The sequence below is a fragment of the Sphingobium sp. ba1 genome (assembly GCF_000743655.1).
Taxonomy (GTDB): domain Bacteria; phylum Pseudomonadota; class Alphaproteobacteria; order Sphingomonadales; family Sphingomonadaceae; genus Sphingobium.
In genome coordinates this window covers 1,161,575-1,185,706 of sequence record NZ_JPPQ01000069.1, presented here as the reverse complement: position 1 = coordinate 1,185,706, position 24,132 = coordinate 1,161,575, and the positions used below count along the sequence as shown (strand labels likewise).

General features: G+C 65.0%; 19 protein-coding genes. 9 read left to right on the top strand and 10 right to left on the bottom strand.

Features of this window, described 5'->3' with window-relative positions; genetic code table 11:
* The 4 genes from IL54_RS08785 to IL54_RS08770 form a co-directional block, all read right to left on the bottom strand.
* Positions 1 to 3,444, bottom strand: a complete 3,444-nt coding sequence (locus IL54_RS08785) for a chromosome segregation SMC family protein (protein ID WP_037474871.1) — start codon at positions 3,442 to 3,444, stop codon at positions 1 to 3.
* A gap of 68 nt (positions 3,445 to 3,512) precedes the next feature.
* Positions 3,513 to 4,247, bottom strand: coding sequence for a thioredoxin domain-containing protein (locus IL54_RS08780; protein WP_037478184.1), 735 nt, complete (start codon positions 4,245 to 4,247; stop codon positions 3,513 to 3,515).
* A gap of 45 nt (positions 4,248 to 4,292) precedes the next feature.
* On the bottom strand, positions 4,293 to 4,964 hold the full coding sequence (locus IL54_RS08775; protein ID WP_037474868.1) for a thioredoxin domain-containing protein: 672 nt from the start codon (positions 4,962 to 4,964) through the stop codon (positions 4,293 to 4,295).
* A 47-nt stretch (positions 4,965 to 5,011) separates the two neighbouring features.
* A complete protein-coding gene (locus IL54_RS08770) occupies positions 5,012 to 5,554 on the bottom strand; it encodes a DUF721 domain-containing protein (RefSeq protein WP_037478182.1) in 543 nt (180 codons plus the stop codon).
* Between the two features lie 26 nt (positions 5,555 to 5,580).
* Here IL54_RS08770 and IL54_RS08765 point away from each other — a divergent pair, with 26 nt between their 5' ends.
* From IL54_RS08765 to IL54_RS08750, 4 genes are read left to right on the top strand one after another with little or no spacing between them, the layout of a single operon-like run.
* Positions 5,581 to 6,654 (top strand): A/G-specific adenine glycosylase, encoded by a 1,074-nt coding sequence (locus tag IL54_RS08765; protein ID WP_037474866.1) that lies wholly within the window; start codon positions 5,581 to 5,583, stop codon positions 6,652 to 6,654.
* A complete protein-coding gene (gene nudC / locus IL54_RS08760; protein ID WP_037474864.1) occupies positions 6,641 to 7,558 on the top strand; it encodes an NAD(+) diphosphatase in 918 nt (305 codons plus the stop codon). Before IL54_RS08765 ends, nudC begins: the two co-directional genes overlap by 14 nt.
* 42 nt (positions 7,559 to 7,600) lie before the next feature.
* Complete coding sequence (locus IL54_RS08755) at positions 7,601 to 8,947, top strand: TldD/PmbA family protein (RefSeq protein WP_037474863.1); 1,347 nt, start codon at positions 7,601 to 7,603, stop codon at positions 8,945 to 8,947.
* Positions 8,934 to 9,737 (top strand): 3'(2'),5'-bisphosphate nucleotidase CysQ, encoded by an 804-nt coding sequence (locus tag IL54_RS08750; protein ID WP_037474862.1) that lies wholly within the window; start codon positions 8,934 to 8,936, stop codon positions 9,735 to 9,737. Before IL54_RS08755 ends, IL54_RS08750 begins: the two co-directional genes overlap by 14 nt.
* A 10-nt stretch (positions 9,738 to 9,747) precedes the next feature.
* Here the strand turns inward: IL54_RS08750 and IL54_RS08745 are convergent, their stop codons facing one another.
* Positions 9,748 to 10,272, bottom strand: a complete 525-nt coding sequence (locus tag IL54_RS08745) for a hypothetical protein (protein WP_037474861.1) — start codon at positions 10,270 to 10,272, stop codon at positions 9,748 to 9,750.
* Positions 10,273 to 10,333: 61 nt separating this feature from the next.
* Positions 10,334 to 11,611: a phosphoribosylamine--glycine ligase gene (gene purD, locus IL54_RS08740; RefSeq protein WP_037478180.1), complete on the bottom strand. Its 1,278-nt coding sequence runs from the start codon at positions 11,609 to 11,611 to the stop codon at positions 10,334 to 10,336.
* Between the two features lie 7 nt (positions 11,612 to 11,618).
* Here purD and xseA point away from each other — a divergent pair, with 7 nt between their 5' ends.
* The 3 genes from xseA to IL54_RS08725 are packed head-to-tail and all read left to right on the top strand — an operon-like array spanning position 11,619 to position 14,184.
* Positions 11,619 to 13,115 carry an exodeoxyribonuclease VII large subunit gene (gene xseA, locus IL54_RS08735; RefSeq protein ID WP_037478178.1) on the top strand — a complete coding sequence of 499 codons (1,497 nt, stop codon included), beginning with the start codon at positions 11,619 to 11,621 and terminating at the stop codon, positions 13,113 to 13,115.
* Positions 13,116 to 13,135: 20 nt separating this feature from the next.
* Positions 13,136 to 13,348: a DUF2093 domain-containing protein gene (locus IL54_RS08730; RefSeq protein ID WP_037474859.1), complete on the top strand. Its 213-nt coding sequence runs from the start codon at positions 13,136 to 13,138 to the stop codon at positions 13,346 to 13,348.
* Positions 13,345 to 14,184 (top strand): M23 family metallopeptidase, encoded by an 840-nt coding sequence (locus tag IL54_RS08725; RefSeq protein ID WP_037474857.1) that lies wholly within the window; start codon positions 13,345 to 13,347, stop codon positions 14,182 to 14,184. Before IL54_RS08730 ends, IL54_RS08725 begins: the two co-directional genes overlap by 4 nt.
* Positions 14,185 to 14,203: 19 nt before the next feature.
* On the opposite strand, the gene IL54_RS08720 is transcribed toward IL54_RS08725, so the two are convergent.
* Complete coding sequence (locus IL54_RS08720) at positions 14,204 to 14,752, bottom strand: hypothetical protein (protein WP_037474854.1); 549 nt, start codon at positions 14,750 to 14,752, stop codon at positions 14,204 to 14,206.
* A gap of 393 nt (positions 14,753 to 15,145) precedes the next feature.
* Here IL54_RS08720 and IL54_RS08715 point away from each other — a divergent pair, with 393 nt between their 5' ends.
* Complete coding sequence (locus IL54_RS08715) at positions 15,146 to 18,088, top strand: TonB-dependent receptor domain-containing protein (RefSeq protein WP_037474851.1); 2,943 nt, start codon at positions 15,146 to 15,148, stop codon at positions 18,086 to 18,088.
* Between the two features lie 100 nt (positions 18,089 to 18,188).
* Here IL54_RS08715 and IL54_RS08710 read toward each other — a convergent pair whose 3' ends face one another.
* Positions 18,189 to 19,190, bottom strand: a complete 1,002-nt coding sequence (locus IL54_RS08710; protein ID WP_237748825.1) for a hypothetical protein — start codon at positions 19,188 to 19,190, stop codon at positions 18,189 to 18,191.
* A gap of 327 nt (positions 19,191 to 19,517) precedes the next feature.
* Here IL54_RS08710 and IL54_RS08705 point away from each other — a divergent pair, with 327 nt between their 5' ends.
* The gene (locus tag IL54_RS08705; protein ID WP_409593673.1) at positions 19,518 to 19,736 is read left to right on the top strand and encodes a hypothetical protein; all 219 of its coding nucleotides are present in this window, start codon (positions 19,518 to 19,520) and stop codon (positions 19,734 to 19,736) included.
* Between the two features lie 43 nt (positions 19,737 to 19,779).
* Here IL54_RS08705 and clpB read toward each other — a convergent pair whose 3' ends face one another.
* Together clpB and IL54_RS08695 are read right to left on the bottom strand one after the other, a co-directional pair.
* Entirely contained in the window at positions 19,780 to 22,359 is a 2,580-nt protein-coding gene (gene clpB / locus IL54_RS08700; RefSeq protein WP_037474842.1) for an ATP-dependent chaperone ClpB, read from the bottom strand.
* 86 nt (positions 22,360 to 22,445) lie between these two features.
* Positions 22,446 to 24,068, bottom strand: a complete 1,623-nt coding sequence (locus IL54_RS08695) for a M28 family metallopeptidase (protein WP_037474840.1) — start codon at positions 24,066 to 24,068, stop codon at positions 22,446 to 22,448.
* Positions 24,069 to 24,132 lie beyond the last annotated feature (64 nt).

The following is a 24,132-nucleotide window of genomic DNA, read 5'->3' as shown; positions in this document are numbered from 1 at the left end:
CTACTCCGCCGCCAGCAATGCCTCGGCGCTCTGGAGGTTGACTGAGACCAGGCGACTGACGCCCTGTTCGACCATGGTGACGCCGAACAGACGGTGCATCCGCGCCATGCTGACGGCATTATGGGTCACGATCAGATAACGGGTCTGGGTCTGCGCCACCATCGCATCGAGCAGGTCGCAAAAGCGCTCGACATTGGCATCATCCAGCGGCGCATCGACTTCGTCCAGCACACAGATTGGCGCGGGGTTGGTCAGGAACAGGCCGAAGATCAGCGCCACCGCCGTCAAAGCCTGTTCGCCGCCCGATAGCAAAGTCAGCGCGGCCAGCTTCTTGCCCGGCGGCTGCGCCATGATTTCCAACCCCGCCTCCAGCGGATCGTCGCTGTCGATCAGTTCCAGATGCGCCTGCCCGCCGTTGAACAGCGTGGTGAAAAGGCGACGGAAATGGCCGTCGACTGCCTCGAACGCGGCGAGCAGCCGTTGCCGTCCTTCGCGATTGAGGCTGCCGATCGATCCGCGCAGCCTGTGGATGGCCTGCGTCAGTTCCTCGCTCTCCGCGCGGCTGGCGGCCTGGCTGGCTTCCAGTTCGCCCAGTTCCTGTGCCGCAACCAGATTGACCGGACCAATCCGTTCGCGCTCGGCGACGAAGCGGTCATGCTCGGCCTGTTCGGTCTGGGCGATGCGGATGTCGGCGCTGGCAAAGCCCAGCTTCTCCGGCAGCAATGGCGGCGGACATTCGAACCGTTCGCCCGAAAGCCGATTGGTTTCGATGCGCTTTTCATCTGCGGCTTCCGCGCGGGCGACGGCCGTGGCGCGCGCCTCGCGCGCTGCGGCCAGCATTTCGCCCGTCTGCGCTGCACGATGTTCGGCGGTGCGCAGCGTCGCTTCCGCCTCATATTCCGCCCGCCTGGCGGTTTCGGCCGCCTCCGCCAGTGCGGCGCCCTGATCATCCAATGCGGCGATGGCCTGCGCCAAGGAGTCGGGCTGATCCTCGATCGTCGTGCGTTCGGTAGCGATCGCCTCGCCGCGCGCGACCATCGCCCCAATACGCTTGGCCGCTTCGCCCGCCCGTCCGCGCCAGCTCTTGATCTCCGCCTCGGCCGCCGCCTGCCGTTCGCGGTCGCTCGACAGCGCGCGGTCAGCCAAGGCCTTGTCGGCCTGCAACTGGCTGACGGCGGCGCGCGTCTTCTCACTCGCCTGCGTCAGCGCAGCAACCAGCGCCCGCGTGTCCGCCCCGTCGGGCATCGCCGTGCGCGCGGCCTGCGCCATATCCAGCTCGGCTCGCGCGGAGTCGCAATCACGCCGGGCTTCGATCAGCCGCTCCTCTACCCCTTCGCGCCGCCCGGACAAGCGCTCCAACGCGGTCGTCGCCTCGTCCGCCGCACGCAGAGCGGCGCGCTGCTGCTGCTCCGCCTGCGTCAGTCGGGTACGTCCCGCCGCCATTGCATCGCTCGCGGCCTGTTCGGATGCCCGCGCGGCCTGTTCTGCGTCCTGCGCCGCATCGACCTCGGTCGCGAGGGCCGGCCGGGCGGCGACGATCGCCTCCAGCCTGTTGAGCCGGATCAAGCGTTCGGCTGCCGCCGCGCCGCCTTCGATCGCGACATAGCCGTCCCACCGCCGCATCTGCCCATCGCGGGTGACGAGACGCTGGCCGACGCGCAGCATCTGCCCCGCATCCTGCTCCGCAAAACCAATCTGGGCCAGACGGCGCACGAGTTCGGGTGGCGCGCTGATATGATCGGCGAGCGACTCGCAGCCCTCAGGCAGCGCCGGGTCATCGGACTGCGCCTGCGCCCCCGCCCAGCGACGCTTGCCTTCCGGGGCAATAGGGCTTTCCAGATCATCGCCCAAGGCCGCCGCCAAGGCGCGTTCATAACCGGGCGCAGCCTTCACTTGGTCCAGCGCCCGCGCCCGCCCGCCCGAACCACTATCGACGGCACGACGCAACGCTACCGCTTCACTGTCCAGCGCCGCCAGTGCCGCGCGCGCGGATGACAGCGCCGCTTGCGCTAACGCCCGCGCCTCGCTTGCAGACTGACGCGCGGCTTCCGCTTCGCGGATCATCGCCTCGGCCGCATCCCGATCCAGGCTGGCCTGCTGTTGCCGCGCGACCGCCTCGGCGCGCTGCGCCTCCAACGGTGCCGCATCGGGCAGCGCCGCCGCTTCGGCGGCCAGGCGAGACGCCTCGCGCTCCGCCCGCTCCAACCGCGTGCGCGCGGCCACCAGCGCGGCTTCCGCCACCCGCAGTTCAGCCTGCTCGCCCGCCTGCTTCGCCATCGCCTTGGCCAGATCCAACTCGGCATCGCGTGCGCCACTCTCGGCAGCGGCGATCCGTGCCGCAAAATCGGGCCGCAATGTCTCGGTCTCGGCGATCCGCGCCTTCAGCCCGCTAATCTCCGCCGTCAGTCGCGCAATCGCCTCGGCCGCGTCATTGGCGAGCGTCCCTTCCCGCGCCCGATCCTCTTCCAGTCGTACGCTTTGTTGTACGAGATCCTGCAAGCGTCGCACGACAGCATCGCGCTGCGTCCGCAATGTCTGAAGCCTATGCCCCGCTTCGCTGGCATTTTCGCGCGCCTGCTGGGCGGCGGCGCGCTTGTCCGCCAATAGGGTGACGGCCTCCTGCGCTTGGGCCACGGCTGCGACTTGCGCCTGCTGCGCGATATGTACGTTATGATCGGCCTGTTTCGCGTCGGCGCGGGCGGCTTCCGCGCTGGCATTGGCCTCGCGCCAGCGTGCGAACAAAACGCGCGCCTCGGCCACCCGGATCTGGTCGGACAGGCGGATATAGCGTTCCGCTGCCCGCGCCTGCCGCCGCAGGTTGTTGGCGCGCGCATCCATGTCGATCAATATTTCGTCGAGCCGCGCCAGATTGGCTTCGGCAGCGCGCAACTTCTGCTCGGCGTCCTTGCGCCGTACATGCAGGCCCGCAATCCCGGCCGCTTCCTCCAGCATCGCACGCCGCTCCTGCGGCCGCGCGGCGATGACGGCGGCAATCCGACCCTGGCTGACCAGCGCCGGACTATGCGGTCCCGTGGCGGCATCGGCGAAGATCAGCGCGACGTCACGCGCGCGGACATCCTTGCCATTGGCGCGATAGGCGCTGCCTGCACCGCGCTCAATCCGGCGCGTGACTTCCAGTTCGCCATCCGCACCGACATCGACGGCGCTGAACAATTCGCCCTGTTCCTGCACCGTAAGCAGCGAGACTTGCGCGAAATCGCGCTGCGGCCGGGTCGCGGTGCCCGCGAAGATCACATCTTCCATGCCGCCGCCGCGCATCGACCGGGCGCTCGATTCGCCCATCACCCATCGGATGGCTTCCAGCAGGTTGGATTTGCCACAGCCATTGGGGCCGACGATGCCCGTCAGGCCTGGTTCGATCCGCAATTCGGTCGCATCGACGAAGCTTTTGAAGCCGGAGAGTTTGAGCCGCTTTATCTGCACGGGATCGGACCGGGGCGATGCCTTGCCCCGGTTCCTTCAAGCGCCGATGTCAGCCCCCCGGCCGACAATCAGAGTCCCGCTGCCTTGAGCTTGGGCTGGAGCGAGGCCCAGTTCGCAGCATTGTCGACCAGCACGCCGTTGATCAGGAAGCTGGGCGTCCCGGTGATCTGATACTGGCTGTTGGCCGTCTCGACGCCCTTGGCCAGCTTTTCCGCCGCGGCCGTGTCGGCCAGGCACTGCTTGGCCTGATCCGCCGAAATGCCGCGCTGCTGGGCGAATTCGACGAGGCCCAAAGCATTCGCCAACTGTCCGAAACGCTCTACGGGCGGCGCGCTCATAACCGCTTGATAGCGTTCATCGCCCATCGCCTGCGCCTTGTCGAACATGGCGGTCTGGTTGGCAAAGAACTGCTCCGACAGCGGATAATAGATATCCTTGCCGCCGCAACGCGCCAGCAGCGCCGTCGAAATGTCGATCGGGTCACGCACATAGGGGCGGAATTCGAAGCTCATCTTGCCCGTATCGACCAGCTTGTTGATTTCTTCCGACGCTTCGGCGGTGAAATCCTTGCAATGGCTGCACGTATAGGAACCGAACTCGACCAGCTTCACCTTCGCGGCGGGATTGCCCATCAGAAAATAGCCATCCGGCGTTTCGGCGACCGTCTGCGACCAGCTGGTACCGGCAGGCGGCGCAACGGCGGCGACCGATTCGCCGGTGGGCGTGGCGCCTTCCTCGCTCTTGCCGCACGCGGCGAGGGTCAGGCTGAGGGCGACAAGGGCAAGACCGGAAAAGGCTTTCACGACGGGCAAGGCTCCGATGATGGATGATTGGGGGACAAGTCTAGATCAGCGCGCGGCTGGCGGCAATGCGGCCTGAAGGATGGTCCAGGTCGATCCTTCGACCCGCGTGCCGTTGACGGTAAAACCGGGAGTGCCGGTGATCTTCACCTTTTTCCACGCATCGTCGGTCATCGCCATCACCTGCTTCATGCCCATGGGGCTGGCGATGCAGGCGTCGAGCTGTGCGGGCTTGTAGCCGCGCTTGCCCATCAGCGTATAAAGTCCAGTCTTCTGGCCGATGTCGCGCAGCGCGGCGATCTGGTCGGTCGGCTTGGTCGCGTCGCGATCATAGGTCTCGATCTGTGCCATCCATGCATCCTGATTGGCGAACAGCGCTTCATGATTGCCCATGAAGCGGGCCGGGCCGCCGCAGCGCGCCAGCAGCGCGGCGGTCAGGTCATATTTGTCGCGCACCGCATTGCGCACCTCGACGCTGACCTTGCCGCCCTTCACATAGCCGGTCTTGAGCGGCCCACTCGCTTGCCCCACGAATTGGGCGCAATGGTTGCAGGTATAGCTCACATATTCGACCAGCTTGGTGGTGGCGGACGGATTGCCCATCACATGCCCGCCGACCGGCGAGATGACGACGCGGTTCACCCAGTTGGTGGCAGGCGCGGCAACCAAGGCAGTGGGCAGGGCGATGAGGGCGAGGGGCAGGAAGCGGGCGATGGTCATGGGGACGGGTTCCTGGCAGATATCGGCTGAACGAAAGCGTAACGGCATCAGCCGATCTTGGGCGGGCCGCTGCTATTGGCAAGCCCCTGTGCCAGTGATTCCAGTACGGTGCGCAATTCGGGATCGCCAATGCCCCGCAACGAATCGCCCAACTCGACCGGGATCGGCCGCAAATTGCGCGGCGGCGGACGGCGTTCGGCGGTTGCTGGCAGAATCTCGCCTTGCCGCATCGCCACCTTGGCGACGGCGGCATAGCCAAAGAAGCGGTTCACCCGCTCGATCATGTCGGGCAGCATATGCTGCACCATCGGTCCATGGCCGCTCATCACCGTCAGCTGCAATGTCCCGCCCGCCTTCTTGCCGACCGGGAAACGAATCGATTCGGGCGCGGTGATCGCGGCATAATGGCTGCCGACAATCTCGGTCCAGCGGGTGACGATGCTGGACTGAACGAAGCCGAACTTGCGGAACGCCGCGCGGCCGATGTCGGGCATCAGGTCGGCAATCTGGCGGCTCGCACCGATCCGGGGCCGCTCCACGGGCAAGGCGGCGCGGCTTTTCACTTTCGGTACTGGGGGGCGTTCCGTCATCGCCCGCACCATGGCATAGGGCCGCCATGCGCGTCGAGGGTAGAGAGTCAAAAATCGCGAGCGACCTGCTTGCCCATTATGATGTCCACGCCCGTCGCCTGCCCTGGCGCGCGCCGCCGGGGAGCAATGCGACCGATCCCTATCGCGTCTGGTTGTCCGAAGTGATGCTGCAACAGACCACGGTGGCGGCAGTCGGCCCCTATTTCGCTAAGTTCACCGAACGCTGGCCGAGCGTGGAGGCGCTGGCGGCTACGCCGGACGCCGATCTGATGGCCGCCTGGGCCGGGCTTGGCTATTATGCCCGTGCCCGCAACCTGCTTGCCTGCGCGCGCGCAGTGGCGAGCGAGCATGGCGGCGCGTTTCCCGATACGGAAGAAGGCCTGCGCGCGCTGCCGGGCGTCGGCACCTATACCGCCGCTGCGGTTGCCGCCATCGCCTTTGGTCGCCGCGCCGTGGTGGTGGATGCCAATGTCGAGCGGGTCGTCGCCCGGCTGTTCGCAATCAGGACCCCGCTGCCTGCTGCCCGTCCGGCGATCCGCGAAGCGGCGGATAGTATCACGCCTGATGCCCGCGCCGGGGATTTTGCCCAGGCGATGATGGATCTGGGCGCGACCATCTGCACCTCGCGCAATCCCGCCTGCAGCATCTGCCCCTTGCGCGCCGATTGCGCTGCCGTCCTGACCGCCGATCCGGCCGCTTTTCCGGTCAAGGCCGCGAAAAAGGCCAAGCCGCATCGGCTGGGCCACGCCTTCTGGATCGAGCGGGCAGACGGCCATGTTTGGCTGGTGCGCCGCCCGGACAAGGGATTGCTGGGCGGGATGCGCGGCTTGCTCGGATCAGGGTGGGGCGACGCGCCCGATCCGACCCCGCCCTTCGCCGGGCCATGGCGAAGGCTGGAGCCGCCGGTCGCCCATGTATTCACCCATTTCTCGCTGGCATTGACGGTCCATGCGATCCAGGTGAATCAGGATCATGTACCGTCGGGTGCGGGCGAATGGTGGCCGATCAATCAACTGGCGGAGGCGGGATTGCCGACGCTGTTCGTGCGCGCGGCTGAAACGGCCATGAAGAAAGAGGATGTCAGCGATGCACGGCACTAATCCGGTCATAGAGAAACTGCCCGGCTTCGCTGGCGGCACGATCGATCGGGTGGATCATATCCGCTCCAATCCGGCCAAGCTGGCGGACGCCTTCGTTGATCCCGCAGCGCGGCTACTCGTGCTTGACGGGCTGGAGCCAGTCGAGGTGAATGGCCATCTGCTGCTGGAGCCGCTGGCCGCGGACGCCCATGTCGCGGATCATGTGCTACTTGGCATCGATCCCGCCGGACAACCGATCTTTGCGCGATTGGTCGCCGATCTCGGTCCCAACCTCATCCCTACCCCGCGCAGCCGTGCCATCGCCGGGCTGGTGCCAGCAGCGGAGGTCGCGCTCTACGGCACCGCGCGCAGCCTGGTTCACTGGCATGCACGCCACCGTTTCTGCTCCGTCTGCGGCGGGCCGACCCAGCCGGTGAAGGCAGGCTGGTCGCGGCGTTGCGATCTTTGCGCCGCCGAACATTTCCCGCGCACCGATCCGGTCGTCATCATGCTGGCGGAACATCAAGGCCGGGTGCTGGTCGGGCGGCAACATGCCTGGCCGCAGGGGCGCTATTCGGCGCTGGCGGGCTTTGTCGAACCCGGCGAGACGATCGAGGAAGCCGTGGCGCGCGAACTGTTCGAGGAAGCAGGCATCCGTGTCCGCGACGTGCGCTATGTCATGAGCCAGCCCTGGCCCTTTCCCTCTTCGCTGATGATCGCCTGCATCGCGCAGGCGGAGGACGACGCGCTGACGCTTGACCCGACCGAGATCGAGGATGCTTTCTGGTGCGATGCCGACGCCGTTCGCGCGGCGATAGCGGAGGAGCCCGGCGCGCCCTTCCTCGCGCCGCCGCAGATGGCGGTCGCCTGGCACCTGTTTGACCGCTGGCTGGCGGGCGTTGCTCCCATGGGCGCAAGCGCGTAAGGCCACAGGCTCCTCTTATCGTTTCGGGACACCCACGCCTCCATGCTCAGCCTAGAAGAAGCCCAGTCGCGCGCGCAGGATCTGGTCAGCGCCGCGCGCAAGGCAGGGGCGGATGCGGCCGACGCCATCTATGCCTGCAACGCCTCGACCAATGTGTCGGTGCGGCTCGGCCTGCTGGAGGATGTCGAACGGTCGGAGGGCGAAGAGATCGGCCTGCGTGTCTTCATTGGCAGCCGGTCGGCCAGCATCTCCGCCTCGGACATGAATCCGGCAACGCTCGCCACGCTGGTCGATCGCGCCGTCGCGATGGCCCGCGAAGCCCCGGAAGACCCTTATGCGGGTCTCGCACCCGAAGATCGCCTTATGAAGAAGCGCCCGCCTGCGCTCGACCTGACCGACGAGCGAGAGCCCGAACCCGCCGCGCTGCGCGAACGCGCGCTGCTGGCGGAGGAAGCAGCGCGATCGGTGCCCGGCATTACCAACAGCGAAGGCGGCGGCGCATCGAACGGCCGCAGCCAGGTGGCACTGGCGACCAGCCATGGTTTTGCCGGTGCCTATGCGGGCACCAATCACTCGACCTGGGCCAGCGTGCTGGCGGGCGCTGGGTCGGACATGCAGCGCGACCATGCCAGCCATAGCGTGCGCCATCTGGAGGATCTGGACAATGCCGAGGCAATCGGTGTGCGCGCAGGCCAGCGCGCGGTCGCCCGCCTCAATCCGGTGAAGGTCGAAAGCGGCGTCATGCCCGTGATCTTCGATCCGCGCATCGGCTCCAGCCTGCTTGGCCATCTGATCGGCGGCATGGTCGGCCCGGCGATCGCGCGCCGGTCGAGCTTCCTGCTCGAATCCTTGGGCGAAGCGCTGTTCGACGCGGGCGTCACTATCATCGACAATCCGCAGGTGCCACGCGGGCTGCGCTCGCGCCCCTTTGATGGCGAAGGGTTGCCGGTTGCACCGCGTGCGCTGATCGACCGGGGCGTGCTGACCGGCTGGCTGATGGACAGTGCTTCGGCCCGGCAACTGGGCCTGGAACCCACCGGCCATGCGAGCCGGGGCGGCAGCGGCGCGCCGGGCGTCAGCATCACCAACGTCCATATGGAGGCGGGCACGGTGTCGCCGGGCGATCTGATGGCGGACGTAAAACGCGGCCTCTATGTCACCGAACTGATCGGCATGGGCGTCAATGGCGTCACCGGCGATTATAGCCGGGGCGCGGCGGGCTTCCTGATCGAAAATGGTGCGGTCGCCCATGCGGTGTCGGAAATCACTATTGCCAGCAATTTGAAGGCGATGTTCCGCGCGCTCATCCCCGCCAACGACCTGCATTTTCGCTATGCCATGAACGTGCCGACGCTGCGCGTGGATGGAATGACCGTTGCCGGGGGCTGAGATAGATCTGCGCGCGATCGTGTCAGCGGTCGCCGATGCGGCCGATCATGCGCTGACCCTCTGGGCGGGCGGCGATACCCGCGTGCGCCAGTGGGAAAAAGTGCCCGGCCATCCGGTGTGTGAGGCCGATCTGGAAGTCGATGCGCTGTTGCGCGAGCGGCTGGGCCAGATCGACCCGGAAGCGGGCTGGCTGTCGGAAGAGACGGCGGACACGGTGCATCGCCTAGGCGTGCCGCGCGTCTGGGTGGTCGATCCGATCGACGGCACCCGCGATTATCTGCGCGGACGGCCTGGCTGGGCGGTGTCGGTGGCGCTGATCGAGGATGGCGCGGTTCGGCTTGGCATATTGGCCGCGCCTGCCCGCAATGAATTGTGGATCGCGCAGGCGGATGGCTCGGCGACACGCAATGGGCAGACGCTGCGCGCAGGCGACCGCACGACGCTGCCCGGTGCCCGCGTCCCCGCCGATCAATTGCCGCGCATCGACCGGGATCTGGTGACGGTCGAAAAACCCAACAGCATCGCGCTGCGCATGGCGATGGTGGCCGCCGACGAGGCCGATCTGGTCGCCACGGTGCGCTGGGGCAATGAGTGGGATGTCGCCGCCGCCGCGCTGATCTGCCAGCGGGCCGGGGCGACGGTCACCGACGCCTTGGGTGCGCCGATGCGCTTCAACCGCCCCAAACCGACCGCTTTCGGCCTGCTTTGCGCTGCGCCCGGCATTCATGCTGCCGCCACGGATCGGCTGGCGCCCCGCGCCCGCGAAATATTGGGCGGTGCGCCGGGCTGACGGTCAGGCTTTACAGCTTGCCATATTGGGCTTCGAACCCGGCAATATCGCCCGCTGCCAGATATTTCGCCTGATCGACCCACTGATCGCGGATCGGACGGCCCTTGAAATTGCCCAGCCTTGCGTCGATCGCGGCGATGTCCGTGTCGGTCCAGGCAGCGATCTGCGCAAAGCGGGTGATGCCAAGGTCGTGCAGCAACGCCTTGAGCTTGGGGCCGACCCCTTTCATGCGCAACAGGTCATCCTCGCCTGCTTCCGGTGTCCCGGCAGCCACGGGCGCAGGCGCTTCCGCTTCGACCACCGCCACAGGCTCTACCGCAATCGGCTCTACCGCCACGGGTTCGACGGCCACCGGCTCAATCACCACGGGCGGGACGACCGGCACGGCTGCAACTGGGATTGTTTCCGCTTCAACCGCAGTAGGCGGCGCAATCTCCTTCGTCTTACCCTTGCCCGACAACAGGAAGACAAGACCAATGATCACCAGCAGCCCGACCAGCAGCCACAGCCCATAGTCCATGAAGAATTCCTGCATCACGCGCCTCCCTGAATATCGTGCGGCTATGTAGGGACGCTTTGTCCCGAACGGCAAGCCTTCACCCCTGTTCGCGTGCGACCTCGCGCCAGCCGATATCGCGACGACAAAAGCCCGTCGGGAAATCGATCGCATCAACCGCGGCATAGGCGGCCGCCTGCGCTGCGCCGACACTCTCGCCCGTCGCGGTCACATTGAGAACGCGTCCGCCATTGGCGACCAGCGCGCCACCCTGTTGCGCCGTCCCTGCATGGAACACCATCGCCCCCTGCGCCTGCGCCGCATCAATCCCCTGTATCGCGCCGCCCTTTTCCGGCGTGCCCGGATAGCCATTGGCCGCCATCACGACGGTCAGCGCCGTGCGGTCCGCCAGTTGCACCGGCCCCTGCTCGGCCAACGTCCCCTGCGCCACGCTCAGCAACAAATCGACCAAATCGCCATCGAAGCGCATCATCAACACCTGGCATTCGGGGTCGCCGAAACGGGCATTATATTCGATCAGCTTTGGCCCCTGATCGGTCAGCATCAGCCCGGCATAGAGGACGCCCGAATAGGGCATCCCCTCCGCAGCCATCGTCGCCACCGTCGGTTTGATGATCGTCTCAATCACCTGCCGCTCCAGTTCGGGCGTGAGCACGCGCGCCGGGCTATAGGCGCCCATGCCCCCGGTATTGGGGCCGGTGTCGCCATCGCCGACGCGCTTATGATCCTGCGCCGATCCGAAGGGCAGGATGGCACTGCCATCGGTTAGCGCGAAGAAACTGGCTTCCTCGCCGGTCATATATTCTTCCAGCACCACTTCCTCACCGGCCGCGCCGAACACGCCGGAGAACATGGTGTCGAGCGCATCGAGCGCCTCTTGCCGCGTCTCCGCGATGATGACGCCCTTGCCTGCCGCCAGCCCATCGGCCTTGATCACCACCGGCAGCGTGAAATCGTCGAGCGCGGCGATGGCGCCGTCCTTGCTGGTGACGCGCTGATAGGCGGCGGTCGGGATATGGGCGCGCTGGCACAGATCCTTGGTGAACCCCTTGGACCCCTCCAATTGTGCAGCCTTCTTGTCGGGGCCGAACACCGGAACGCCCATGGTGCGCAGATTATCGGCCAGCCCGTCCACCAGCGGCGCTTCGGGACCGATCACCACCAGCCCGATCGAATGGCGGGTGCAGAAATCCAGCACGGCGCGATGATCCGTCGCGTCGAGGTCGACCAACGTCGCTTGCTCGGCTATGCCGGGGTTGCCCGGCGCGGCGTAGAGCGTATCGAGCCGGGGCGATTGCGCCAGCTTCCACGCCAGCGCATGTTCGCGGCCACCGCCGCCAAGCAAAAGGATATTCATGTCGCCCATGTCCCCGGATTTCGATGCCTATGACAGTATGGGCCGCCTGTTAGCGGAGGAACGCGCAGGGGACAACGCGCCGCCGCTCTCGGTCAGTGAATTGTCGGGCATGCTCAAGCGCACGGTCGAGGACCGCTTTGGCCATGTCCGCCTGCGTGGCGAGATTTCCGGTTTCAAGCGCGCGGCGTCAGGGCATCTCTATCTGGCGCTCAAGGACGATAATGCCGTGCTGGATGGCGTGATGTGGAAGGGCGGGGCGCAACGCCTCGCCTTTTCTCCGCAGGACGGGGTCGAGGTGATCGCCACTGGCAAGCTCACCACTTATCCCGGCCGTTCCAAATATCAGATCGTGATCGAGCGGATGGAATTGGCGGGCGAAGGCGCGCTGATGGCGCTGCTCGAAAAGCTCAAGGCGAAACTTGCTGCCGAAGGCCTGTTCGCAGTCGAGCGCAAACAGCCTCTGCCCTTCCTGCCCCGCACCATCGGCGTCGTGACGTCGCCCACCGGCGCGGTGATCCGCGACATTCTCCATCGCCTTGCCGATCGCTGCCCCACCAACGTCCTGGTCTGGCCGGTATTGGTGCAGGGCAATGGTGCCGCCGAGCAGATCGCGCGCGCCGTGCGCGGCTTTTCCGCCATGGACGGCAACGGCCCAGTGCCCCGGCCCGACCTCGTCATCGTCGCGCGCGGCGGCGGGTCGATCGAGGATTTGTGGAGTTTCAACGAGGAAATCGTCGTCCGCGCCGTCGCCGATTGCACCATCCCGATCATCTCGGCGGTCGGGCATGAGACTGACACGACCCTGTGCGATCATGCCGCCGATCGCCGCGCGCCCACCCCCACCGCAGCGGCGGAGATGGCGGTGCCAGTGCGCGCCGACCTGCTCGCCACCCTCGCTGAAATGGGCCTGCGGGCCGGACGCGCGGTCCGTCGCAATGCGGCGCAGGCGAAAGAGCGCCTCGACATGCAGGCGCGGCTCATGCCCACCCCCGACATGCTGCTCGCGCCGCAGCGTCAGCGGCTCGATCAATTGTCCGAGGCCCTGGCCAGTGGCCTGCGCCATCGCATTGCCGACGCCCGCGCGCAATTGGGGCAGGCGGGCGGCGCGTTGCGACCGGCGCTGCTCCAGCAGCAACTCGCCCGTGCAAGCGAGCGGCTCGACCGGTTGCGGCCGCGTCCCGATTATCTGGCGCGGGTTTTGACCGATCGCGCGACCGCCTTCGACCGGGTGTCGCGTCATTTCACCTCGCTCGATCCCGACCGGCCGCTGGCGCGCGGCTATGCCCGCGTGATGGCGGGGGGGCGGCTCGTCCAATCCGTCGCCGCCGCGCAGGCTGCAGGCGCGGTGACGCTGCATTTCAAGGACGGGACGGTCGATGCGACGGTCGGGCAGGGCGCAGCCTTGCTTGAGAAGCCAGACCCTGCCGCTATATCGTCCACATCCCGCCAGTCCCGCAAACCGCGCAGCGCCGACGCACCGCCGCAACAGGATCTTTTCTCCTGACCGTCTGAAAGGCCCGACCGATGCTCATGTCCAACCGCGACCGGATCGCCCGGCTTCATTATATGCCCTACAGCTTCCGCGTGTTGCAGGCGGGCGACCATGTGCTGTGCGCGGTCACGGGGCGGAAGATCGCGCTGGAAGATCTGCGCTATTGGAGCATCGCCAGGCAGGAACCTTATGCCAGCGCGGAAGCCTCGGTGCAGGCGGAACGCGCGGCGAAGCGCATTCCATGAATCGTCTCGCCTTCCTGCTGTTGCCTGCCGTCTTGGGAACAACGATAGCGGCGGCACCGCCCCTATCCGACGACCTCCGCCTTACCGGCACGATGACGCAGGGCGGCGTAGTGGCTGGCACCGCGCCTGCCGATATAGTCTCGCTTCGGCTGGGTGAGGAGGTCGTGTCAGTCGATGCCGATGGCCGCTTCCTGATCGCCTTCGACCGGGACGCCGCGCCCACCACCCGACTGACGGCGCAACGCGCCGACGGGCGAACGATCGAAAAAAGCCTGACCATCGCGCCCCGCGCCTGGCGGATCGAGCGCATCAACGCACCGATGCGCCCCACCAAAAGCACGGAAGCCTTCCTGGCGCTGCGTCGGCCCGAACTGGCGCAGATCGCTGCCGCCCGTAGGCTCAAAACCGATGCCAAGGGCTGGCGGCAACGCTTCATCTGGCCAACCATGGGGCGCATTTCCGGCCTGTTCGGATCACAGCGTGTCTATCAGGGGCAGCCGGGCGCCTATCATGGCGGCGTCGATGTCGCGGGCGCGACCGGCACGCCGGTTGTCGCCCCCGCCGATGGGGTGGTGATCCTGGCGGCAGCGACCAAGCCCTTTACGCTGGAAGGACATTTGCTGATGATCGACCATGGCCATGGCCTCAACAGCGCCTTCCTGCATCTGTCGCGAATCGATGTAAAGCCGGGCGACACTGTGACCCAGGGGCAACGCATCGGCGCGATCGGGGCGACCGGCCGCGCGACCGGCCCGCATCTTCATTGGGGCATGAAGTGGAACGACGCGCGCATCGACCCGCTGCTGGTCGCGGGGCCGATGCCGCACGGACGGTGAATAGGGGCGATGAAGCGGTTTAGCTGACCCGCCTCATCCGCACCGCGCGGCCGCCTTCGACCTTGCCCATGAAACTGCCCATGGCGGCGCGCTTGAGTTCGATCTTCTGCCCGACCTTGGGGTCGCGCGCGCTGATCGCTTCGGTGGTGGCCCACACAGCGCCATCTTCCAGCCCGATCTGCCACTTGCCATAGCCCAGGCTGCGGACCGACGTGATCACCGCCTCGATCTGATCGACGCCGTCCACCTTCGCGTCGCCACTGTCATCCTCTTCGCCGCCGCCCAGAAATGGCAGCTTGGGGAAGGAAAAACCGAATAGCGTCTTGCGCGTCTTGTTAAGTTCGCTCTTGTCCAACACCACCACTTCGTCGCGCTGCGCAGCGGCGTCGATCGCGCCGACCTGACGGTCGAAGCAGGCTAGTCGCTCTGCATCCTGCGCGATGGACCGGCATTGCAGCAGGTCCGTGAAAATCTCCGGCCGGGGCTGCTGACGCTGCGGCGCGGCGCTCGCGCTGGCCGTAGTGAGGCACAAAAACACGCCTATCAGTCCGGTGTTCAAGCGCTTCATGCCGTCTCTCCTCTTCAATCGACCCGTCCACGCCCTAGCATGCATCGGCTGAAAACAAGGTCAATATATCGCAGGATCGCCACGGCCAGTCGCGTCTGCGCCATTTTCAGTCGAGCTGGATCGACGCGCAGACATCAATGGATCGCAAGAGGGCGCATTCGCGAAATTATGTTACTAATCAGCCGTAAAACAGCTCTAGCACGCGCTTGTTGCATTTATGATACAGCCCCATTCAAAAGCGGTGAATGCCCTTTTCCCGCGCTTTACAGCGCCCTGCTCCCCGCGCAGTTTCGCGGCCATGCATATGGGGGGATCGCTGTCGGGCACCTTATCCCTCCGTAGGTACATAGAGTGGCAGGTCATCTGCCAACCTCCAGAGCAAGGGACTGGACCGTGAAGACATTTTCAAAGAGGGCACTTCTGCGTGCCAGCGCCGCACCGGCGATCCTGGGCGCGTCGCTGATCGCAACCGCCGCATTCGCACAGGAAGCGCCACAGGCCGCTGGTGCAGAAGCGGGCGACACCATCATCGTTACTGGTTCGTTGATCCGCAATCCGAACCTGGAGCGCTCCAGCCCGGTCACGACGACCAGCGCTGACACCATCGAACTGAAGCAGAACAACACCGCCGAAGAAATTCTGCGTGAAATTCCGGGTATTGTTCCCAGCATCGGTTCGGCCGTCAACAACGGCAATGGCGGCGCTTCGTTCGTCGATTTGCGCGGCATGGGTTCCAACCGTAACATCGTCCTGCTCGACGGTACGCGCCTGGTTCCTGCCGAACTGAACGGCCGCTTCGATCTCAACAACATTCCGCTCGCTCTGGTGGAGCGCGTTGACGTTCTGACCGGTGGCGCATCGACCACCTATGGCGCCGACGCCATTTCGGGTGTTGTCAACTTCGTCACCAAGTCCGATTTTTCGGGTCTGGAAGCGAATTTCTCGAACCAGATCACGGAAGAAGGCGACGGCCACACGCTGCGCGCAGACGTGACGCTGGGCGCCAATTTCGATGATGGTCGCGGTAATGCGGTCTTCTCGATCGGCTATCAGCAGACCGACCCGATCTATCAGGGTGGTCGTCCCTTCTCGGTCAACAATGTTGATTCCTACAGCGGCGCGATCGGTGGTTCGGGCACTTCGACCCCGGTTCGCATCAGCGTTCCCGGCGGCGGCACGCAGCAGATCAATGCTACCACCGGCGAACTGGTTCCGACCTACTCGTTGTTCAACTTTAACCCCTACAACATCTTCCAGACGCCATTCGAACGTTTCAACATGTTCGGATCGGCGCATTATGAAGTCAGCGACGCGGTTGAAGTCTATACCCGTGGTATCTTCTCGAAGAACACGGTCAAGACCATCATCGCGCCGTCGGGTGCTTTCGGCATCCCCATTACGGTGCCTTACAGCAACCCCTATCTGCCAACGGCCGCTCGCAATGAACTGTGCGCTGCCAACGGCTTGACCATCGGCCAATGTACAGCGGCAGCCGGTGCGACCGATCCCAACGATCCCAACTACCGCACCTTCACCTCCAACTTCGCCCGCCGCGCCGTGGAAAATGGTCCCCGCGTTTCGGAGTTCACCACCACATTCTTCGATTATAAGCTCGGTGCGCGTGGCGGTATCACCGACACGATCGACTGGGATGTGTTCGGCGCCTATGGCGAGAGCGAGAATGTCCAGACCCAGCAGGGCTATTGGCTGAACTCGCGCGTGCGTCAGGCTTTGAATGCCACCAGCACGACCGAGTGCCTCAATGCGGCCAATGGTTGCGTTCCGCTCAACATCTTCGGTCCTGAAGGGTCGATCACTGATGAGATGAACGACTTCCTGACTGCCGAAAGCCAGATCATCACCAAATTCTCGCTGGCGCAGGCACGTGCCACGATCAGCGGTGACATTGGCGTGACCTCGCCTTGGGCAGCCAACCCGGTTGCCTTCGCAATCGGCGGTGAATATCGTAAATATCAGGCGTCGCAGGTTTCCGACCTGTTGTCGCAGTCGGGTGATCTGGGCGGTGCCGGCGGCGCTGCACCGAACATCGACGGTGGTTATGATGTCTATGAAGCGGTCGGCGAAGTCATCCTTCCGCTGATCTCCGACAAGCCCTTCTTCCAGGATCTCACGATCGAAGGCGGCGTGCGCTATTCCAAATATAGCATCGATGCTGCAGGCAGCCCCGGTTATGAAACCTGGACCTATAACGCAGGCGGTAGCTGGACTCCGGCAGATGGCTTCAAGGTTCGCGGCAAATATGCCCGCGCCGTGCGTGCGCCTAACATCGCCGAGCTGTTCTCGCCGGTCACCACCGGCCTGACCAATCTTGCGGTTGATCCTTGCGCGGGTTCGGCTCCCGTTACCGACGCTGCCTTGCGCGCCGTCTGTATCGCTCAGGGTGCTCCTGCATCGACGATCGGCTTCATCGAGCAGCCAAGCGCTGGTCAGGCCCGTTCGACCGGTGGTGGTAACCTCGCCCTCGGTCCGGAAAAGTCGGACAGCTACACCATCGGCGCTGTCATCCAGCCGGCGTTTCTGTCGGGCTTCTCCGCAACGATCGATTATTACAACATCAAGGTTAAGGGTGCAGTTTCGTCCCCGACGCCTGGTGATGCGATCGCTGCCTGCTTCGACAATTTGGATGCCACCAGCGAAGCATGCACGATCATCGGTCGCGACCCGCTCACCGGCGGACTTGACGGCGATACGGCCACTGGCTTGTTCCAGGGACTGTCGAACCTCGGCACGATTTCGACGGATGGTATCGATCTGACGATGAACTATGCGAAGGATGTTGGCTTTGCGAAGCTGGCTCTGTCGTTCGTCGGTAACTGGACCAACAGTTCGAAGTTCCAGGCATCGCCAACCTCGGTCAATCGCGATTGCGTGGGCTACTACAGCGTGAACTGCCCCTCCATTCAGCCGGAGTTCCAGTTCTCGCAGCGTTCGACGCTGTCGTTCGACAATTTCGACATCTCGCTGCTGTGGCGCTTCATCAACGCTGTGGAATATGAACCCGCAGCACTGGCCGACGATCTGGCTGCTGCCATCGGCTTTGAATGCGCCGATCCAGAAGGGACTGATCCCGACGGCTGCATGGTCGAACCAGAGTTCCGCAAGATTCCTTCGGAACATTATTTCGACTTGTCGGGCCGTTTCCACATCACCGACAATCTGACGGTGACGCTGACGGCACAGAACCTGCTGAACAACAAGCCCAAGGTTGTCGGTTCGACCATCGGTTCGACCGCCTACAACAGCGGCAACGTCTATCCGTCGACCTACGACGCGCTGGGTCGTCGCTACGCTGCTGCGGTGAAGTTCCGCTTCTGATCCGTTCGGACATGCTTTGAGAAAAAGGGCCGGTGGAAACACCGGCCCTTTTTTCATGTTGTGCTGCTTCTGACGCCAGGTCGCCGTTATGGCCCAGTATCTAGCCCAGCAATGGCAGCGGCAATGTCAGCGGGATGTCGGCGTTGTTTGCAAGCAACACAGCCCATTGGCTGACTTTTTCGACTTCCTCGCGATGCATGTCCAACCCCAGCCGCGCTTCCTGCGCGCGCTGACCGGGCGCGAAATCACGTCCCATTTTGGCGTCGCGCGCAAAGACCGGTCCTTCAACGATGGACTTGATCCGTTCCGCCGTGATGTTCAGGCCGAACAATCTGGCCAAAGCCGCCAGGCTGTCCGACGGACGCGCCACCAATGTCTCGCTGTCCAGCGTCGCCACGCGCTGGCCCAAATGCTGGGTCACCATCTGGAACTGCTGCTGCTGCGCGAGCCATCCGGCTGCTGCGACCTGGATGTCCGTCAGCCCCAGATAGTCGGCAGGCGCGATGCCCAGCCCCCCCAGCATCCCTTCACGCGCCAGCTTGCCGAAGAGGTCGCGCACCCACAGCCGTCCCCACATCCCCTTGCGCGCGATCGAACCAAGATAAGCGTCGAGCGGCGCGTGGAGCAGCAAGGCACGGGCCTCCGGGCGCAGGCTCATGATCGCGGGCATCAGGGGATTGACGATATTGGAAGGCTTGATGATGACGGCTTCGCCGGGACCAAATGGGCGGGCGAGCAGACGCAACGCATCATCCAATATGCGCGCGACGTCCGGCCCCTTCGCGCCGCGGTATCGCCAGCCCACCAAGTCGTTGAGCAGGACGGGTTCCTTCACGCCCATGGCTGTACCGGGCATGTCGCAGGCGGCGGCTAGCAACGTTGAGCAGCAATAGGCCGAATGAAAGATGAAGTGGATGGGTGCTGGCGGCGCGGCGCGTTCCATGGCGTCAGCTCGGCGCAACACCATAGGCGCTTGTGTCGGCACGAGATATTCGTCGGTCAGGAACGGAACGGCAGCATGGCGCGCCCGCGCAACCGGCAGCATGTGAAAGGCGTCATGCCCCGGATCATAACGGTGCGCGAGCCACTCCGCGCTGGTCATGACGTCATCTATAGAGGGGAGGGCAGCAGTCATGACCCGGATTGTAGGCATGACCGCCTATGCGGCACAAGCTGCGCCACAGGATCGGCCAAATCTTCGCGGTTGGATCCATAGATCGCGCATCATCATCCCATTTCGCACTTGCGCCACCGCTGCTCTTGCCGCAATTCTATGTCTCAGCCGACGCCAGCAGGATAATCCATCCCCGCTTTGGCGACTAAGCGGTCGGCCAAGGCGTAGCCCGCAGAAGAGACGGGGCGGATGGCCGATCTTTTGGGAGAATTGACCATGCATGTTTTGAAGACCGTAATTGCATCGACCCTGTTCATGATCGCCCTGCCTGCCGTTGCACAGGAAAAGCCGAAATTGGACCGGAATCACCCCGACGCTGTGCGCTGCAAGCGCTTTGCCGTCACCGGGTCGCTGGTTCAGAAGGAGCGGGTCTGCAAGACCAATGCGGAATGGCGCGCGAGTGCAGAACAGCAGAACCGCGACGCCGATGACATGATCACCCGCAGCCGGGCAGGCATGAACCCAAACGGCTGACCCGAATCGGGAAGGGCGTTGCCGATCGCAACGCCCTCGTCCTTTAGCTGACCCCCAGCACCAGCGCGCCATCACCATCTTCGACCCGCACCGTCGATCCGTCGGGCACTTGGCCGCGCAGGATCATGTCGGCCAGGGGGTCTTGGAGATAGCGTTGCACCGCCCGCTTCAAGGGGCGCGCGCCATAGACCGGATCATAGCCGACGCGGCCGAGCCAGGCGCGGGCGCCGTCGGTCAGGTCGAGGATGATCTTGCGGTCCTTGAGCAGCTTGCCGACCCGTGCGACCTGAATGTCGACGATCGGGGCCATATGCGCGGCCCCTAAGCGGTGGAACAGGATGACCTCATCCAGCCGGTTGAGGAATTCAGGCCGGAAATGGCCGCGCACGACCTCCATCACCTGATCCTCGACCTTTTCGACCGCTTCATCATCGGCGAGGCCCGCAATATATTGGCTGCCCAGATTCGATGTCAGCACGATGATCGTGTTGGTGAAATCGACCGTGCGGCCCTGCCCATCGGTCAGGCGGCCATCGTCCAGCACCTGGAGCAGGATGTTGAACACGTCGCCATGGGCTTTCTCGACCTCATCGAACAGAACGACCTGATAGGGGCGACGGCGCACGGCTTCGGTCAAAACGCCGCCTTCCTCATAGCCGACATAGCCCGGAGGCGCGCCGATCAGCCGGGCGACGCTGTGCTTCTCCATGAACTCGCTCATGTCGATGCGGACCATGGCGTTGTCGTCATCGAACAGGAAACCGGCCAGCGCCTTGGTCAGTTCGGTCTTGCCGACGCCCGTCGGCCCCAAGAACAGGAAGCTGCCAAGCGGCCGGTTGGGGTCTTGCAGACCCGCGCGGGCGCGGCGCACGGCGGTCGATACGGCGCGGACGGCATGAGCCTGGCCAATGACGCGCTTGCCCAGCGTGTCTTCCATGGCGAGCAATTTCTCGCGCTCGCCGGTCAGCATCCGTTCGACCGGGATGCCGGTCCAGCGGGCGACGACGCCAGCGATGTCTTCGGCGGTCACTTCCTCGCGCAGCATCGCGCCTTCCGACGCGGTAGCCGCTTCGGCCAGCCGCTTTTCCAGCGCCGGGATGGTGCCGTAGGACAGCTCGCTCATCTTCGCGAGGTCGCCCGCGCGTTGCGCCTGTTCCAGTTCGAGCCGGGCGGCGTCGAGCTGTTCCTTGATCTTGGCCTCGCCTGCGATCTTGTCCTTTTCCGCCTGCCAGCGGCTGGTCAGTTCGCTCGATTGCTGCTCCAGATTGGCAAGGTCGGCCTCCAGCGCGGACAGCCGGTCCTTGGATGGCTGGTCGCTTTCCTTCTTGAGCGCTTCCCGCTCGATCTTGAGCTGGATGATGCGGCGATCAAGATTTTCGATTTCTTCGGGCTTGGACTCCACCTCCATGCGCAGGCGCGAGGCGGCCTCGTCCATCAGGTCGATCGCCTTGTCGGGCAGGAAGCGGTCGGTGATGTAGCGGTTGGAGAGCGTCGCCGCCGACACGATCGCGCCGTCGGTGATCCGCACGCCATGGTGCAGTTCATATTTTTCCTTGAGGCCGCGCAGGATCGAGATGGTGTCCTCGACCGTCGGTTCGCCGACGAATACGGGCTGGAACCGCCGCTGGAGCGCAGGGTCTTTCTCGACATATTTGCGATATTCATCGAGCGTGGTCGCGCCGATGCAGTGCAACTCACCGCGCGCGAGGGCGGGCTTCAAGAGATTGCCCGCGTCCATCGCGCCTTCGGATTTTCCCGCGCCGATCAACTGGTGCATTTCGTCGATGAAGAGGACGACATGGCCCTCGGCGGCCTTCACTTCGTCCAGCACGCCCTTTAGCCGTTCCTCGAACTCGCCGCGATATTTGGCGCCCGCGATCAACGCGCCCATGTCGAGCGCCATCAGCGTGCGGTCCTTGAGCGTGTCGGGCACGTCGCCATTGGCGATGCGCAGCGCCAGCCCTTCGGCGATGGCGGTCTTGCCGACACCCGGTTCGCCGATCAGGACGGGGTTGTTCTTGGTCCGGCGGGCGAGAATCTGGACAGTGCGGCGGATTTCTTCGTCGCGGCCGATAACGGGATCGAGCTTGCCGTCACGCGCGGCTTGCGTCAGGTCGCGGGCGAATTTCTTGAGCGCGTCATAGCGATCCTCCGCGCCCGCCGTGTCGGCGGTGCGGCCCTGGCGCAGGCTGTTGATCGCGGCGTTGAGCGCTTCGGGCTTCACGCCGGCAGCCGCCAACGCCTTGCCCGCCGCCGTGGTGGTGGCCAGCGTGAGCGCGAGGAGCAGCCGCTCGACCGTGACGAAGCTGTCGCCCGCCTTGGCTGCGACTTGTTCGGCCGAGTCCAGCACGCGCACTATGTCATTGTCGAGGCCCGGCGTCTGTTGCGCGCCGCTGCCCGACACGGCGGGGATTTTCGCCAGCGCCGCGTCGGTTTCGCGCAGCGCCGTGGGCGCGTCGCCGCCAGCGGCCTTGATGAGGCCCGATGCCATGCCCTGCTCATCCTCCAGCAGCGCCTTCAACAGATGGTCCGGGCTGATCCGCTGATGGTTCATGCGGATCGCGACAGTCTGCGCCGATTGCAGGAAACCTTTGGCGCGGTCGGTGAATTTTTCGAGGTTCATAACATGCCCTTCGTGGTGCTGCCCCTCATGTGGTGTTGCCCAAAAACCACACAAGGGGCGATACGCAATTTCCGCAGGCGCGTGACTTATTTGGGCATCGGGGCCTTGGGCTGCTCAGCGGCAAAGGCGTCGCCGAAGAAATCCTGCGCATACCAGCATGGTGCTTCCGGCGCGTCGGCGATCTGGCGGGCGATGGCATAGTTGACGCGGGCGAATTTCGCGGCGGCATCCCAGTTGAAGGGCAGGTCGATCTGGTCGGATGGCTGGTGATATTGGGTCTTGAGGAAATGTTCGAACGCGGCTTTGCCTGGCCCGGCGAAACCGGTCATCAGGAACACGGCGGGCACGCCTTCCTGCACGAAGCGATAATGGTCGGAACGGGTGAAGAGGCCTTCGGCAGGCAGCGGATCGGGCGAGAGGGCGACGCCGACCGATTGGGCGGCGCGGTCGACGATCGGGCCGAGCGTCGAATGTTCCGCGCCAAAGGCCACGACATCCTGAAAATCATAGGTCAGGATCGGCATGTCGAGATTGACGACGCCGACCAGCTTGCCGCCTGCGGGCAGGACCGGATGTTTGGCGAGATATTGCGAGCCGAGCAGGCCGTCCTCTTCCGCGGTGACGGCAGCGAACAGGATCGAGCGTTTGGGCCGTGCGCCGCCTTGCGCAAAGGCCTTCGCCACCGCCAGCATGGTGGCGGTGCCCGACGCATTGTCCATCGCGCCATTATAGATTTTGTCGTCGCCCTTCGCGCTCTGCTTGACGCCATTATGGTCGAGATGGGCCATCAGCAGCACATATTCATGGGCGAGCGCCGGATCGGAGCCGGGCAGTACTGCCAGCACATTGGCCGAAGGGGCCGTGCTGACGGAACTGGCGCGCTCCAGCGTGACGAGCGGCTTGAGGGCAAAGCCCTTGGGGCGCCCGCCCTTCTTGGCCGCTTGCTTCATGATGGCGGCGAGATTGCCGCGCGATCCGGCGAAGAGCGCGTCTGCGGCCGGGCCGTGGACCGTGGCCGTGGCGCGGATGGCGGGGGTGCGGACATAAGGCTGGCCCTGGCCATCGATCCAGCTGACGACCGGATCGTTGCTGCGCTCGCGCAGCTTGTCCCAGGGCATGCGGGCGAGCAGGCTGGGGCTGGGCAGAGTGATGAGGCCGATGGCCCCGGCCTTCTGCGCCGCCAGCGCCTTTTCAGCGGCAAGATGCGCGCCGACTTCGCTGGGCATGCCGACGGGCGAGCCGGACAGGGCGACCGCGAATTTGCCCTTGAGGTCCAGCCCGGCATAATCGTCGATCTTTTCGCGATCCGATTGCAGGCCATAGCCGACGAACACGGCCCCGGCAGCGATGCTCTGCCTGGCTTCGCGACCAAAGCCGCCGATCGCGACATCGGTGCCATTGGCGAAACGCTGGCCGCCGATGGAGAGCGCGGCGGGCGCGCTCTTGTCGAGATCAGCCAATGCCAGCGTGACCGGCTGATACCAGCTATCCTTGACCGCCTGAGTCAGGCCGAGCGCCGCAAATCGGGCGGCGACGTAGCGGGCGGCGATGTCATAGCCGCGCGTGCCCGCGTCGCGTCCTTCGAGCAGGTCGTCGGCGAGGAATGCCACGTCGGCGCGGATCGCATCGGGGGAGAAGGTCGGTTCCTGCGCGATGGCGGGCGCGGCGAGGGCGATCAGGGAGACGAGGACGGGGAGGCGAAGGCGCATGGGTTACTCTTTTAACGTCGATGATGGAGCGGAACCTATCGTCGCGGTTCGCGCTGTCCAGCCG